Consider the following 14,324-nt stretch of genomic DNA (forward strand, 5'->3'; position numbering starts at 1 on the left):
CCGATCGCCGTGCCGGTATCGGACACCACGTGGCCGTCGCGCAGCTCCACCCGGCGCGGGCAGCTCGCCGCGATCTCCCGGTCATGGGTGATGATCGCGATGGTCGTGCCCTCGGAGTTCAACTGCCGCAACAACTCCAGCACCGCCTGTCCGTTCGCGCTGTCCAGCGCTCCGGTCGGCTCGTCGGCCAGCACCAGCGCCGGGCGGTTGACCAGCGCGCGTGCGATGGCCACCCGCTGCTTCTCGCCGCCGGACAGCTCGTGCGGCCGGTGCCCGGTGCGGTGGCCCAGCCCCACGCGTGCCAGCGCCTCACGGGCCTGCCCGGTGCGCAGCTTGCGCGGCACCCCGGCGTAGAGCAGGCCGGTGGCCACGTTCTCGGTCGCGGTCAGCCCCTCGGTGAGGTGGAACTGCTGGAACACGAAGCCGATCGACCGCCCGCGCAGGGTCGACAGCCTGCGGTCGGACAGCCCGGCCACGTCCTGACCGGACAGTTCGACGGTGCCGCCGCTGGGCCGGTCGAGCGTGCCCATCAGGTGCAGCAGCGTGGACTTGCCCGAGCCGGAGGGGCCCACGATCGCCAGCAGCTCACCCCGCTCGATCCGCAGCGACACCCCGTCCAGCGCGCGCACCCCGCCGGGGTAGTGCCTGCTCACCTCGTGCAGTGCCAGCACCGGGCTCACGTCGCGATCACCACCTGCGTGCCCTCGACCAGCCCGCTGCCGGTGATCTCCACTCGTCCCTGGGAGAACAGCCCGGTCTTGACGGCGACCAGGCCGCCGCCCCTGACCTGCACCGCGTAGCCGCCCTCGCGCAGGGCCACCAGTGCGGTGATCGGCACGGCGAGCACGCCCTTGTGCGTCTCGGTGGTGAACTGCACCCGCACGGGCGCCGACTCGAAGTTCCCAGGCTCATCCAAGGTGATCGTCACGGTCACCTTGGGGCTGGAGTTCGGGTCGCTGCCCTTGCCGGACTGCACGCTCGTACCGACCTGCGCGACCGTGCCCAGCACCTGCTTGCCGGTCGGCAGGGTGACGCCGACCTTGGCATCCTTGGCGGCCAGCGAGACCTGGCCGGGGTCCAGCGGCACGGTCACCGCGGTGCTCGTGCCGGTGACCGACAGCAGTTCGCCCTCGGCGGGGTCGCCGAGCTGGGCCTTGACCGCCGAGATCCGGGACTTCGCCTGGAGCACGACAACATCGCCCGGGTCGACCGCGCCGGTCTCCTTGACCCCGTTGGCGCGCTGCCACTTCTTCACCGCGGCGCTGGTGGCCGCGGTGAACTCCTCGTCCACCGTGCCGGGGGAGTAGCCCAGCGCGGCGAGGTTGGCCTCCAGCACCTTGACGTCCTTGCCCTTGGTGCCCGGCGTGTCGAGCTTGCGGTACAGCGGTGTGTCGCCGAACAGGGCGAGCACCGGCTGTTCGTCCACTTTGTACAGAACCTTGCCCCGGTCGATCTCGCCGCCCACCTGGGGCAGCCAGGTGATGGTGCCCGCCTTGTGCCCTTTGAGCGGGGTTTCCGCCCCGTAGCCCAGGGTTCCGGCCACCTCGCGGGTGTCGGACAGGTCGGCGCGCACGATCGCCACGGTCTGCGCCGGTGCCGGACCCGCTCCGGCGCTGGGCGGTCCGGTCGCGGTCCAGGTGTAGGCCAGCACGCCCGCGGTGGCCGTGACGGCGAGCACCGCGACCCCGGTCAGTACCCACTTCCTGCTCACTTGAAGGCCGCCAGCTTGCACTCGCGCTCGATCTTCGCGCCCTGTTCGCCGCCGATCGTGTTGCCCTCACCGTAGGTCCAGCCGATGCCGTCCGGGTCCACGCTGGTGTCCGGCACCTCGACGATCTTCAAGCCCCTGTCGTTCATGCACTGCACCCACTTGTGGAAGTTGTCCCGGTACTTGGGGCCCTTCGTGTCCAGCTCGGGCGGTTGCAACGGCAGCTTGCCCTTGCACGCCTGTGCGGCCTCCTTCTCCTTCGCCGGATCGGGTTTGCTCGGCACCTGGAGCTCTCCGTTGGGCCCCATCCGGCTGAGCGCCACGCCGTGCTGTTCGTAGCACCGGTAGTAGGGCTGCCAGACCTTGTTCGACTCGTCCTCGGTCATGTCCAGACGTAGCTGCGGCCTGCCCTCGGTGGGCGCGGTCGTGGTCGTGGTCGTCGCCGCACTGGTCGAGTCCGTTGTGGACAGTGATGCGACGTTTTTGTCGGGAGCTGGTTGTGTGCCGCAGGCGGTCACCGCGGCGACCGCGAGCACTGCCGCGCCAAGGACGATTCTCATGTCGTCCAGGGTGATCGGTGCTTGTGATGAACCTGTTCGGGCTCAGTGACCGCTGGATGCGGGCAGCCGCAGGGTGAAGGTGGCGCCCTCGCCCAAGGTGCTCTCGGCCGTCACGGTTCCCCCGTGTAGCCGCACCAGGTTGCGCACGATCGCCAGGCCGAGCCCGCTGCCGCCGGTCTGCCTGCTGCGCGAGCGGTCCGCGCGCCAGAACCGGTCGAACACGTGCGGCAGGTCCTCCGGCGCGATGCCGGGACCGGTGTCCCGCACGCTGATCACGACCTGCTCGCCGACCTGCTCGGCCCGCACGGTGACGTCCCCATGGCGCACGGCGTTGCCGACCAGGTTGCCCAGGACCTGCCGCAGCCGCACCGGGTCCGCCACCACCTCGGGCGAGTCGATCACCTCGGCGGTGACCTGTCGGCCCTCGGCCTGCCCCCGGTGCGCGGTGATCACCTGCTCCACCAGCTCGGCCACGGCCACCGGCTCGGGGTGCAGCCGCAGCTTGCCCGCGTCGGCCAGGGCCAGGTCCTGTAGGTCGTCCACGAGGCGTTGCAGCAGGATGCTCTCCTCCAGCAGCGAGGCCACCAGCGCGGGATCGAACTCGGCGACCCCGTCCTGTGCGGCCTCCAGCCAGCCGCGGATGTTGCCCAGTGGGGCGCGCAGCTCGTGCGAGACGTCGCTGACCATGTTCTTGCGCTGGCGTTCCAGGGATTCCCGGTGCTCGGACAGCTCGTTGAACGCCGCCGCCAACTGCCCGATCTCGTCCTTGCCGCGCACCCGGACCCGTGCCGAGGTGTCCCCGTCACGCATCCGTTGTGCCGCCTCGGTCAGCGCCCTGATCGGACGGGTCAGCCGGGTCGCGACCAGCACCGTGACGCCCACGGTCAGCAGCAGCACCACGGCCACCGTGCCCCCGATGCCCACCGTGTTCGCCGTGGACAGACCTGTTGTCGGCGCGGGGTTTCCCTGCGGGTCGCTGAGGAACAGCAGGGCGGCCGGGCTCACGAAGGGCGTCAGCTGCTGGCGACGGCCGCTGGTGACGCACTCGGTGACCGGTTCCTGGTCCGAACTGGGGTTCACCCTCGGCTCGCTCGCCGTCCAGGTCAGGTCCAGCCGCAGCCGGATCGGGGCGTATCCCTTGTGCGCCAGGCAGTCGTTGACGAGCTGGTTGAGCTCACCCAGCGCCTTCTGCTCGCTGGGCATCGGCGAATCCACCGGCGTGTCCACACAGGACACAGTGGGTTTGAGCTGGTCAATGCCGGGCGTGACGACCTTGGCGCGCCCGTTGGGCTGCTCGGCGACGAACGCCGAGAACCCCGCTCCGCGCAGGCACTGGACCTCCGCGTCGGCGGCACCGCGCAGCCTGGCCCGTTCCTGGTCGGTCAGCGCGAACGGGCCGACCGCCCTGGTGTCGATGCGGTCGGCGGGCGCGTTGGGCATCAGCACGGGGTCCACGGCCAGCGGGTCGAGCGCCGCCGACGCGGTCTGCGGCAGGCTCACCCCGGCCGCGGACTGGGCGATGGGAGTGCGCGCGGGCGTGGTCAGCACGACGACCCGGCCGGTCTGCCTGGCCAGGTCATCGACCACAGTGGACACGCCGTCCCAGCGCGGGTGCGTGGCGGCGTAACCCAGCAGCACGTCGTAGATGTGCGCGTCGGTGGCCAGGGCCTTGCCCTGCTCGGTGCGGATCGCCCCGGAGGTGGACCGCACGGCGAGCCAGGCCGTCGCGGCGATCGAGCACACGGCGATCAGCACGGAGCTGGCCAGCAGGCGGACCAGCAGCCTGCGCCGCAGGTCAGGCCGGGCGGTCACTGAGCCGGTACCCCACTCCGTACACCGTGGTCAGGTAGACCGGGTTGCGCGGATCGCGCTCGATCTTCTTGCGCAGGTTCATCACCCGCACGTCGATGGTCCGCTCGGAGATGTAGCCGTCCACCCCGTGCGCCTGCTCCAGCAGCTGCCTGCGGGTGAAGACCCGCTCCGGCTGCGAGGCCAGCACCAGCATGATCTGGAACTCCGAGGGCGTGCACTCGATCAGCCGCCCGCCCACGGTCAGTTCGTGCCGCACCGGGTCCACCACCAGGTCGCCGACCACCAGCGGTCGTTCGGCGCGGGCCTCGGCACGGGTCACCCGGCGCAGCAGCGCACGCACCCTGGCCATCAGCTCGCGCGGGCTGTACGGCTTGGTCAGGTAGTCGTCGGCGCCCAGGTCCAGGCCCAGCAGCAGGTCGTCCTCGGTGGAGCGGGCCGTCAGCATGAGCACCGGCACGTGGTTGTGCTCGGCGCGCAGCACCCGGCAGACGTCCAGCCCGTCCACCCTGGGCATCATCACGTCCAGCACCAGCAGGTCGGGCCGCAGCTCACGAGTGCGCTCCAACGCCGCACGCCCGTCGTGCACCACGAGCACCCGGTGGCCCTCCCGCTCCAGGTAGCGGCGGACCAGCTCGGCCTGCTTGGTGTCGTCGTCGGCGACCAGGACCTGTGCGCACAAGGGCGGCTCCCCTCCTCGTGACCATTATGGACAGCTCGCGGCGCGGCGGCCCGGCGGGAACGGGACCGTCACCAGGCCCGAACAGGTTCGTCACAACTCGCACTAAGTGAACCGCCATTCCGGTCATCCTGCCCGCCACTCGCGTCATGACGCGGTCTTGTGGTGTTAAGTGAACGAGGAATAGCCTGATCTGCACTCGATGGCGAGGAGGCGGACAGCCGTGTACCTGACCCAGCCGCTGCACAGGGCCTGCCAGCACAATCCCGACCTGCCCGCGACGATCTTCGGTGAGCGCACCAGGACCTGGGCGGAGTGCGCGGACCGGGTGGCCCGGCTGGCGGGTGCGCTGCACGGGCTTGGCGTCGGCGTGGGCGACCGGGTGGCGATCCTGGCGCTGAACTCCGACCGCTACCACGAGTACCTCCTCGCGGTGCCCTGGGCCGGGGCGGTGGTCAACCCGGTGAACATCCGCTGGAGCCCGGCGGAGATCGCCTACTCGCTGGTGGACTCGGGCACCGAGGTGCTGCTGGTCGACGACGTGTTCAGCGCGATGCTGCCCGCGCTGCGCCAGCAGTGCCCGCAGCTGCGCACGGTGATCCACTGCGGCGAGGGGCCGACCCCGGAGGGCGCCCTGTCCTACGAGGAACTGGTCGCGGCGCACGAGCCGGTGCCCGACGCCTACCGCAGCGGGGACGATCTCGCCGGGGTCTTCTACACCGGCGGCACCACCGGCCACCCCAAGGGCGTCATGCTCAGCCACGCCAACCTGATGGTGTCCGCACTGGGCAGCGCGGCCTGCGGGTTCGTGCAGCCGGGCGGGCGGCTGCTGCACGCCGCGCCCATGTTCCACCTGGCCGACCTCGCCTCCTGGGTGGGCCGCAACCTGCTCGGCGGCACACACGTGATCATCCCGATGTTCGACCCGGTCAAGGTGATCGAGGCGGTGCAGCGGCACCGGGTCACCGACGTGCTGCTGGTGCCGACGATGATCCAGCTGCTGGTGGACCACCCGGCCGCACGCGAGGCGGACCTGTCCAGCCTGCGCCAACTGCTCTACGGGGCCTCGGTCATCTCCGACGCGGTACTGCAACGGACCGCCGCCCTGCTGCCCGAGGTGCGGCTCACCCAGGCGTACGGCATGACCGAGCTGTCGCCGGTGGCCACCATGCTGATGGCCGAGGACCACGAGGACCCGCAGCTGCGCCGGTCGGCGGGGCGCGCCGGGCCACACGCCCAGGTGCGGGTGGTCGACGCCGAGGACAACGAGGTGCCCACCGGCACCGTCGGCGAGGTCGTGGTGCGCGGCGGGCACGTCATGCTGGGCTACTGGAACAAGCCAGAGGAGACCGAGCAGGCGCTGCGCGGGGGCTGGATGCACACCGGGGACGGCGGTTACCTGGACGAGCGCGGCTACCTGTACATCGTGGACCGGATCAAGGACATGATCGTCTCCGGTGGGGAGAACGTGTACTCGGCCGAGGTGGAGAACGCGCTGGCCAAGCACCCCTCGGTGGCCTCCTGCGCGGTGATCGGCGTGCCCGACAAGGAGTGGGGCGAGCGGGTGCACGCCGTGGTCGTGCTGCTGCCCGGGGCCTCGGCGGGCGAGGAGGAGCTGCGCGAGCACTGCAAGCAGTTCATCGCCGGGTACAAGGCACCGCGCAGCGTGGAGTTCGTCGAGGCGCTGCCGGTGTCCGGGGCGGGCAAGATCCTCAAGCGGGAACTGCGCAAGGTCTACTGGAACGAGGCGGAACGATCGGTGCACTGACCCGGGCCCGCCGCCCCAAGGACCGCAAGCAGCAGATCCTGTCCGCGGCCTCGGTGTGCTTCCACGAGGTGGGCTACCACAACGTGAGCATGGCCGACATCGCTGGCGCGGTCGGCATCACGGCGGGCGCGCTGTACCGGCACTTCCGGGACAAGCAGTCCCTTCTGGACAGTGCGGTCAGTGATTCCTTCGAGCGGCTGTACGCGGTCACCTCGGCCGGTGGCGGGCTGGACGCGATGCTGACCCGGCTGGCCGAGGGCACCGTGCACGGCCGCGAGCTGGGCCTGCTCTGGGAGCGGGAGGCCCGGCACCTGCCCGCCGCCAACCAGCAGGTGCTGCGCAGGCGGTTCCGCGAGGTCAACCAGCGGCTGGCCGAGGGGATCGGCGAGCACCGCGCGGAGCTCTCGGCCGCCGACGCCGACTTGCTCGGCTGGGCCGTGCTCTGCGCACTGGGCAGCACCGCGCACCACACGGTCGAGCTGGACGTCCCAGTGCTGGTGGCGATGACCAGCGCGATCTGCGCGGTGCGGCTGCCGGACGCCGGTGAGGCGGCTACACCCCCGGGAGACACGGCCGGGCTGGCCCCGGTGAGCAGGCGGGAGGCGCTGCTCGCGGCGGCGACCCGGCTGTTCGGTGAGCACGGCTACCAGTCGGTGAGCATGGCCGAGATCGGCGCCGCCGCGGCCATCGCCGGGCCCAGCGTCTACAACCACTTCGCCAGCAAGACCGAGATCCTGCTCGCCGCGCTGAACCGGGGCACCGAGGCGCTCTGGCTCGACCTGCACGAGGTCCTGCGGGTGGCCACCAGCCACGGGCACGCGCTGGACCTGCTGGTCGACGGGCACGTGCGCTTCGCGTTGCGTCATCGGCAACTCATGGGCGCCCTGGTCACCGAAATCGGCAACCTGCCTCTCGCGGAGCGCAACCAGGTGCGCATGGCGCAACGCGAGCTGATCACCGAGTGGGTCTCGCTGCTGCGGGCGCACCGGCCCGAGCTGTCCCAGCGCGACGCCCACCTGCGGGTACGCGGCGCGCTGATCGTGATCGCCGACGTGGCGCGGACCCCGCACCTGGTGCGCGGCCCGGCCGTCGCCGGGCGGCTCGGCGCGGTGGCTCGCGCCCTGCTCTTCACCTGAACGCCCCAAGCCCTGCTTTACCATCGGCTCCCGTGACCGCCGTGCAGACCGCCGCCCCGGCCGACTCCGACCTGGTCGTGGACGTGGGCGAGGTGCCCCCGGCCGAGCCCCCGCCCTCGGCCGACCCGGTGCGGCGGCTGGGGCCGTTCCCGCCGACCGACCGGCTGCGGGGCTGGTTGGTGACCCTATCGCTCACGGTGCTCGGCGGCCTGGTGCGGTTCTGGAACCTGGGCTGGCCCACGGACAAGGGCACCCCGGTCTTCGACGAGAAGCACTACGTGCCGCAGGCCTGGCAGATGCTGCGCAACGGCGGCTACGAGGACGATCCGGGCTACAAACTCGTGGTGCACCCGCCACTCGGGAAGTACCTGATCGCCACGGGGGAGTGGCTGTTCGGCTACGACGGCTGGGGCTGGCGGTTCGCCCCCGCGGTCGCGGGCACCCTGTGCGTGTTCCTGATCGTGCGGATCGGGCGGCGGCTGACCCGCTCCACCATGCTCGGCGCGCTGGCCGGGGTGCTGCTGATCTGCGACGGGGTCAGCCACGTGCAGGCCCGCATGGGCATGCTCGACATCTTCGGCGAGCTGTTCGTCATCGCGGCCTTCGGCTGCCTGCTGGTCGACCGGGACGTGGTCCGGTCCCGCCTGGCCACCGCGGCCAGTGAGGGCTGGGGCGGGGAGTCCCAGTGGGGCCCGAGGCTGGGCTTTCGCTGGTGGCGGCTGGCCGCGGGCGTGTCACTGGGGCTGATGTGCGCGGTCAAGTGGAACGGCCTGTACTTCATCGCCGCGTTCGGCCTGCTCAGCGTGGTGTGGGACGCCACCGCACGGCGTGCCGCCGGGGTGGAACGACCGTGGCTCGGCACGGCCGTCCGGGACGTGGCGCTCGCGTTGTGGGCGATCGTCGGCATCGCCCTGCTGGTGTACTTCGGCTCGTGGTGGGCCTGGTTCGGCAGCGAGACCGGGTTCGACCGGCATGTGGCCGCGAACGCGTTGAGCTCGCTGCTGGTCTACCAGCAGGACGTGCTGGCGTTCCACGAGTCGCTCACCAATGCGAACTACGGAACACACCCCTGGGAGTCCAAGCCCTGGACCTGGCCGATGGGCCTGCGCCCGATGCTCTACTACATCGAGCAGAGCCCAAGCCCGTACGCGGCGGGCTGCGGCTCCAGCCAGTGCGTCAGCGCGCAGATGCTGATCGGCACCCCGGCCATGTGGTGGCTGGCGTTGCCGATGATCGGCTGGTCGCTGTGGCGCGCCTTCGCCCGCCTGGACTGGCGGCACGCCGCAGTCATGGTCGGCTACATGGCCGGGCTGCTGCCCTGGTTCACCACGATGTCGCGGCAGATGTTCTTCTTCTACACCACGCCGATGGCCCCCTTCCTCGTGCTCGGGCTTGTGCTCGCCTGCGGGGACATCATCGGCAGGGCCAGGGCGGGCAGCGAGCGGCGCAACACCGGCCTGCTCGTGGTCGCCATCTACGTGGGACTGGTGGTGGCCAACTTCGTCTGGCTGTGGCCGGTGCTCAACGGGGTGCCGATCAGTGCCGCGCAGTGGCAGGCCGAACTCTGGCTGCCCAGCTGGAAGTGAGGCCGCACTGTCCGATGTGGACGATCTGGTGACCGGCCGGTCGGCGGAACCCGCACTGCTCAAGCAGATCGGCCACCGGCGCCGAACTCCCGCACCGTCGCGCGGCCTGCTCGTGGGTCGCGCCCGGTCGCCCTCGCCCTGCGCTGGCGCTCCCTGCGGCGCAGCTGGCCTCGCACCCCGTGCCGCCCGGTCACCGCGCAACACCCACCGCAGGTCGGCGCCGGGCCGCACCGCCTGAGTGATCACCTCGATGGCCGCCCGCCTGGTCTGCGGGCTGAGCCGGTCGACCCTGGCCGCCAGACGGCCTTCCGGCACCCCCAGTCCGTGCCGGAAGACCGCCCGCACGCCCACGGTAGGCCCGCAGGGCCGGGTTTTCGCCTCCTCAGTACACATCGGACACAGATGTTGCGCATTGCGGCAAAGGTTGCGGACACCGGGCTTGCCTGCCGCCCCTCGGCTGTAGTTCAGTGGAGGTTCGCTCGGAAAGGCTGGTGGCCCAATGCCTTCAGCGCCCGCACTGCTCGCAAGGCGGCGAGCCCGCCCGGTCACCGTGGACTCCGTCGAGGAACTCTCACCCGGCCTGCGCCTGGTCACCTTCACCGGTGAACCGCTGTCCGGGACGCCGTGGACCCCCGGCTGCGCGGTCGGCATCCGCGTCGGTCGGCGGGTGACCCGGCACTACACGGTCGCTGAGGTGGCTGGGGGCGGGTCCAGGCTGGGCATCGTGTTCCAGTTGCACCGGGGCGACGGTCCGGGGACCCGGTGGGCGCGCTCGCTGGCGGCGGGGGACCGGGTGGCGCTGCTGGGACCGCGCCGGCTGTCCAGGTGCCGCCGTGGCCTGGCGTACTTCCTGGTCGGCGACGCGAGCGCGGTGGGCCTGTTCCAGTCGCTGGCGGAGTCGGTGCCCGCCTCGGCCGAGGTGTGCGGGGTGATCGAGGTGCCCGCCGAGGACCTGGACGGCGCGAGCCTGCTGGTGCCCGGTGTGACGGTGGTGGCCAGCGCGGGCCGCCCGGGGGAGGCGCTGCTGGCGAGGCTGCGCGAGGAGCGCGTGCCCGTGGGGGCGGTGGCCCACCTGGCGGGCCACGTCAGGACGGTGCGCCGGGCGAGGCGGTATCTGCGGGGCAGGCGCGGGCCGGGGTTGCCGCGCGCGGAGGTCGTGACGAGGGCGTTCTGGACCGGACGGTGAGCGGGCGAGGGGACCGGTGCTGGCGGCCCCCTCGCCCCTCGCGCCTACAGCCCGCCGAGCAGGATGTGGGTCAGGTAGGCGACGAGTGCGTCCAGCTGGGCGACGATCCCCATGACGTGCCTTCTTCCGGTGTAGGGAGTGCCCCTGATCGGGGCAGCGCCCAGTCAACGCGGGGCGTATTACCGAGACGTGTACGTGCCGTAATTGGGTGGTCACGGAATCCGAGGTTTGCTCGGCTCAGTGTGGGCGGTTGCGCACCCGTGCCGACAGGGCTGTCGAGGGCCTTGTCATCGGGGTGAGTCCGAGGGGCCGGAGGCCGAGGTTGGAAAAGGTTTTCCATTCCAACGGTACGGACAGTAGAAATGTCACGACCCGATGATCTGATCAGGTGATGCGGAACAATGCGTTCCGCTACCAGGTGTTACCGGTTTGCCTGGTGGGTCACGTCTGTTAGCGCATTTCGCAGTTCGTGTGACATCCTTGCACGGGTCCCGCCTAGTTGTTGTTCCACCCTGGGGAGCCGCTTATGTCGAACCACGCGCGTCAGGTGTTGATCGTCGGATTCTCCCCGCTGACTCGCATAGGAATCGCCCGGGTCGCTGCCCAGGTGCCTGAGGTCGGCTCGGTCCGTGCTGCCTCCTCGCCGACCGCCGCGCTTCGCTTCACCACCAGCAACCCCACCGGGTTGGTCGTGCTCGACCAGGCGGTCGACCCCGAATTCGAACTGGTAAGGAACCTTACGGAAACCAGGTTGTCCTGTCCGGTGGTGGTGCTCATCGCGAGCACGCCCGACGCCCAGGACCGGGCTCGGGCGGCCTTCGCCGCTGGCGCCTCCGAGGTCGCGCTGAACACCGCCTCCGCGGCCTATTTGGTGCAACTGTTCGGCGGCGCCTACCAGGGTGCGGTGCGGGCCGGTGAGGTCGAACGACCGGTGCGGCCGCTGTCCAGCCGGGAGACGGAAATCCTGGAGCTCATCGCGGACGGGTTGAGCAGCCGGGCGATGGCGGAGCGATTGTTCGTCTCTGTGGAAACCGTGCGCACTCACGCCAAGAACATCATCCGGAAGCTGGATGCCAACGGCCGGGCCGAGGCGGTCTCGATTGCGTATCGAATCGGAATCCTCGATTCCGATTCTCTGGAAACCGTGGGTGGTCACAAGGTGATGCCACCGGGGGCCTGAGCCCGGTCGGCGCGATTCCCCTGCCCCGGCCCTGGCGCCCGACTGGGTGTCAGGGCCGGTCCGCGTTCGCGGGAGCGCTCTCCCCGCCGGAATCGCTCGCGATGACCCGTGCGATGTGTTCGCCGAGCAGGGCCTGCACGTTGCGTTCCAGGGCGTGCCCGAGGATGCCCTGCACCGAGGAAGTGGCCAGCTGGCGCAGCCGTTGCAGCATTCCCGTGAATTCGTTCAGCTCCGCGCCGTCAGGCAGCCAGGCGCTGCCGTGCGTGTCGATGATGTGCGCGGCCCCGGTCTCCGCCATCAGCCGGGCCACCTCGTCCAGCGCGGGCAGCACGTTCTCGTACAGGTCGACCAGCTTGCCCAGCGGAAAGCCGTAGCCGAGCAGCTCCAGCACCGCGTTGAGCAGTTGGGGGCTGGGCACCCGGTACTGCTCGCCCTCGCGGCGCAGCACCCCCAGTGCCACCAGCCTGCCCACCAGATCCTCCGGCGCGTCCGCGAACAGGTCGGCGACCTCCTCGGCGGCGAGATGGGCCGGGATCTCGTCGGTCCACCGGCTGCCCAGCGCCTGCTCCAGGCCCAGCACGTCGGCGATGTCCTTGCCGGTCTCCCAGGCGGTGAGCAGCTCGCTGATCTGGGCGGTGGCGTAGCCGCGCTCCAGCAGCGAGCCGACCAGCTTGAGCCGGGCCAGGTGCGCGTCGGTGTAGATGCCGACCCTGCCCTGTCGACGGGGCGGCGGCAGCAGGCCGCGGTCCTGGTAGGCCCGCACGTTGCGGGTCGTGGTCCCGGCGATCCTGGCCAGCTCGTCGATCCGGTAGTCGGTCATCGCTGCGGAGTGTACCGGTGTGGATGGTGACAGTCGTCGATGTGACATTTTAGGCTGGCGCGATTGGGTGAGGAGCAACCAGGAGGTTCGGCATGGCGAAGCGGCTCGTGGTGGTGACCGGGGCTGGCTCCGGGATCGGCCGGGCCACGGCCCGGGCGTTCGCGGCACACGGGGCGACCGTGGTGTGCGCGGACCTCAACCTGGAGACGGCACAGGCCACCGCGGGCAGCACCGGGGTCGCCTACCAACTGGACGTGGCCGACGTGACGGCGATGGAGCGCTTCGCGGAGTGGGTGCGCGCCGAGCACGGCGTGCCGGACGTGGTGGTGAACAACGCGGGCATCGGCATGGGCGGCCCGTTCCTGGCGCACTCCGCCGAGGACTGGCGGCGGATCATCGACATCAACCTGCTCGGCGTGGTGCACGGCTGTCGCCTGTTCGGCGCGCAGATGGCCGAGCGGGGCCGGGGCGGGCACCTGGTCAACATCGCCTCGGCCGCGGGCTTCACCCCCAGTCGGGGGCTGCCCGCGTACTGCACCACCAAGGCCGCGGTGGTCATGCTCAGCGAGTGCCTGCGCGCCGACCTGGCCAGTCAGCGCATCGGGGTCAGCGCGATCTGCCCCGGCTTCATCTCCACCGGCATCTACCAGGCGTCCCGGTTCGTCGGGCTGGACGAGCAGGAACAGCGCAAGCGCGGGGACCAGGCCGCGGCCATGTTCCGCCGCATCGCGCCGGGGCCGGAGGTGGTGGCCAGGCAGATCCTGCGCGCGGTACAGCGCAACCGGCCGGTGGTGCCGGTGACCGTCGGGGCCTGGGCCACCTACGTGCTGTCCCACCTCGCGCCGCCGGTGATGCGGCTGCTGGCGCGGATCGGTCAGGACACGGCCCTGCGCCAGTTGGACCGGCAGCGCTGAATGTGTCATTGACGGATGTAACAGTGGCTGGTGTCATAGTCGCGGAGGTGGCTCATGGCACGTTCCGACTCGATCCCGTCCCGTGAGGTGACCGCGCAGCGACTGCTCAGGGCGTCCGTGCAGCACAGCTACGACCCGGCCGTCGACATCGACTGGCAGGCCCCGCTGCTGCCGGACGCCCTGTTCCTGCCCGCACCCCAACTGAGCCTGTACCGCACCGAACTGTGGCAGGGCATGAGCCACGGGCAGCGGGTGGAACTGTCCCGTTGCGAGCTGGCCAACTCGCTGTCCTTCGGCATGTGGGTGGAGTCCAGCTTCATCCAGATGCTGATCCGCCACTCGTTCTCCTTCGACCCCGCCTCGGCGCACCTGCGCTACGCGCTGACCGAGATCGCCGACGAGTGCCGCCACTCCACGATGTTCAGCCAGGTCGTGGCGAAGCTGGAGCGCGGCCCGTACCCGCCCAACCGGTTCGACCACCTGCTCACCACGCTGCTGCGCGGCTACTCGACCAAGCCGCTGGCCTGGGTCGCGGTGCTGTTCGTCGAGGAGATCTTCGACATGTTCCAGCGCGAGGGGCTCAAGGACGATTCGGTGCAGCCGTTGAGCCGCCAGGTGTTCCGCATCCACGTCATCGAGGAAGCCCGGCACATGCGCTTCGCCCGCGAGGAACTGGTCCGGGTCGTGCCCCGGCTGAGCAGGGCCGAGCGCGAGGCGCTGGCGATCTCGGTCGGCCTGGGCCTGGGGTTGATCGCCCGCGCACTGCGCAACCCCCGGATGTACGCCCAGGCCGGACTGGACCCGCGCGAGGCCGTCCGCCAGGCGGTGCGCAACGAGCACGTGCTGGCCAGCAGGCGCGACTCGGTGCGCAGGCTCAGCCCGTTCTACGAGGAACTGGGTCTGCTCACGCCGACCTCGCGCAGGCTGTGGCGGCGCTCGGGGTTCGCGGCCTGACCTCGGCGCCCGCTGCCCAAAACC

Annotated in this window: 12 protein-coding genes and 1 pseudogene; 7 read left to right on the forward strand and 6 right to left on the reverse strand. The window is 70.9% G+C overall.

The window, feature by feature from the left end:
- Positions 1 to 2: 2 nt before the first annotated feature.
- The 5 genes and pseudogenes from KALB_RS49195 to KALB_RS15760 form a co-directional block, all read right to left on the reverse strand.
- Positions 3 to 680: pseudogene (locus tag KALB_RS49195) on the reverse strand (ABC transporter ATP-binding protein); the annotation flags it as partial.
- A complete protein-coding gene (locus KALB_RS15745) occupies positions 677 to 1,711 on the reverse strand; it encodes a peptidoglycan-binding protein (RefSeq protein WP_025356671.1) in 1,035 nt (344 codons plus the stop codon). The pseudogene KALB_RS49195 and the gene KALB_RS15745, both read right to left, overlap by 4 nt.
- Entirely contained in the window at positions 1,708 to 2,268 is a 561-nt protein-coding gene (locus tag KALB_RS43925; RefSeq protein ID WP_148309482.1) for a hypothetical protein, read from the reverse strand. Before KALB_RS43925 ends, KALB_RS15745 begins: the two co-directional genes overlap by 4 nt.
- A 42-nt stretch (positions 2,269 to 2,310) precedes the next feature.
- A complete protein-coding gene (locus KALB_RS15755; protein ID WP_025356673.1) occupies positions 2,311 to 4,080 on the reverse strand; it encodes a sensor histidine kinase in 1,770 nt (589 codons plus the stop codon).
- Positions 4,064 to 4,759: a response regulator transcription factor gene (locus tag KALB_RS15760; RefSeq protein WP_025356674.1), complete on the reverse strand. Its 696-nt coding sequence runs from the start codon at positions 4,757 to 4,759 to the stop codon at positions 4,064 to 4,066. Before KALB_RS15760 ends, KALB_RS15755 begins: the two co-directional genes overlap by 17 nt.
- A gap of 220 nt (positions 4,760 to 4,979) precedes the next feature.
- Between KALB_RS15760 and KALB_RS15765 the strand changes: the two genes are divergently transcribed.
- The 5 genes from KALB_RS15765 to KALB_RS48520 all read left to right on the forward strand — a co-directional run bounded on the left by KALB_RS15765 (position 4,980) and on the right by KALB_RS48520 (position 11,612).
- Positions 4,980 to 6,524: an acyl-CoA synthetase gene (locus KALB_RS15765; RefSeq protein WP_025356675.1), complete on the forward strand. Its 1,545-nt coding sequence runs from the start codon at positions 4,980 to 4,982 to the stop codon at positions 6,522 to 6,524.
- A 38-nt stretch (positions 6,525 to 6,562) separates the two neighbouring features.
- Positions 6,563 to 7,660: a TetR/AcrR family transcriptional regulator gene (locus tag KALB_RS15770; protein WP_268872271.1), complete on the forward strand. Its 1,098-nt coding sequence runs from the start codon at positions 6,563 to 6,565 to the stop codon at positions 7,658 to 7,660.
- A 32-nt stretch (positions 7,661 to 7,692) separates the two neighbouring features.
- Positions 7,693 to 9,246, forward strand: a complete 1,554-nt coding sequence (locus KALB_RS15775; RefSeq protein WP_025356677.1) for a dolichyl-phosphate-mannose--protein mannosyltransferase — start codon at positions 7,693 to 7,695, stop codon at positions 9,244 to 9,246.
- Between the two features lie 499 nt (positions 9,247 to 9,745).
- On the forward strand, positions 9,746 to 10,432 hold the full coding sequence (locus tag KALB_RS43930) for a siderophore-interacting protein (RefSeq protein ID WP_081789351.1): 687 nt from the start codon (positions 9,746 to 9,748) through the stop codon (positions 10,430 to 10,432).
- A gap of 526 nt (positions 10,433 to 10,958) precedes the next feature.
- Positions 10,959 to 11,612 (forward strand): helix-turn-helix transcriptional regulator, encoded by a 654-nt coding sequence (locus tag KALB_RS48520; protein ID WP_025356679.1) that lies wholly within the window; start codon positions 10,959 to 10,961, stop codon positions 11,610 to 11,612.
- A 49-nt stretch (positions 11,613 to 11,661) separates the two neighbouring features.
- Here the strand turns inward: KALB_RS48520 and KALB_RS15790 are convergent, their stop codons facing one another.
- The gene (locus KALB_RS15790) at positions 11,662 to 12,432 is read right to left on the reverse strand and encodes a MerR family transcriptional regulator (RefSeq protein WP_025356680.1); all 771 of its coding nucleotides are present in this window, start codon (positions 12,430 to 12,432) and stop codon (positions 11,662 to 11,664) included.
- 92 nt (positions 12,433 to 12,524) lie between these two features.
- Here KALB_RS15790 and KALB_RS15795 point away from each other — a divergent pair, with 92 nt between their 5' ends.
- Together KALB_RS15795 and KALB_RS15800 are read left to right on the forward strand one after the other, a co-directional pair.
- Positions 12,525 to 13,346, forward strand: a complete 822-nt coding sequence (locus KALB_RS15795) for an SDR family NAD(P)-dependent oxidoreductase (protein ID WP_025356681.1) — start codon at positions 12,525 to 12,527, stop codon at positions 13,344 to 13,346.
- A 54-nt stretch (positions 13,347 to 13,400) separates the two neighbouring features.
- The gene (locus KALB_RS15800) at positions 13,401 to 14,300 is read left to right on the forward strand and encodes an AurF N-oxygenase family protein (RefSeq protein ID WP_025356682.1); all 900 of its coding nucleotides are present in this window, start codon (positions 13,401 to 13,403) and stop codon (positions 14,298 to 14,300) included.
- Positions 14,301 to 14,324: the final 24 nt, after the last annotated feature.

It is taken from the genome of Kutzneria viridogrisea DSM 43870, assembly GCF_000525635.1.
GTDB classification, from domain to species: Bacteria; Actinomycetota; Actinomycetes; order Mycobacteriales; family Pseudonocardiaceae; genus Kutzneria; species Kutzneria viridogrisea.

Excerpts from the sequence above, each read along its gene's own strand:
- KALB_RS43925 (WP_148309482.1), bottom strand. The coding sequence starts at position 2,268 with ATGAGAATCGTCCTTGGCGCGGCAGTGCTCGCGGTCGCCGCGGTGACC.
- KALB_RS43930 (WP_081789351.1), top strand. The coding sequence starts at position 9,746 with ATGCCTTCAGCGCCCGCACTGCTCGCAAGGCGGCGAGCCCGCCCGGTC.
- KALB_RS48520 (WP_025356679.1), top strand. The coding sequence starts at position 10,959 with ATGTCGAACCACGCGCGTCAGGTGTTGATCGTCGGATTCTCCCCGCTG.
- KALB_RS15790 (WP_025356680.1), bottom strand. The coding sequence starts at position 12,432 with ATGACCGACTACCGGATCGACGAGCTGGCCAGGATCGCCGGGACCACG.
- KALB_RS15795 (WP_025356681.1), top strand. The coding sequence starts at position 12,525 with ATGGCGAAGCGGCTCGTGGTGGTGACCGGGGCTGGCTCCGGGATCGGC.
- KALB_RS15800 (WP_025356682.1), top strand. The coding sequence starts at position 13,401 with ATGGCACGTTCCGACTCGATCCCGTCCCGTGAGGTGACCGCGCAGCGA.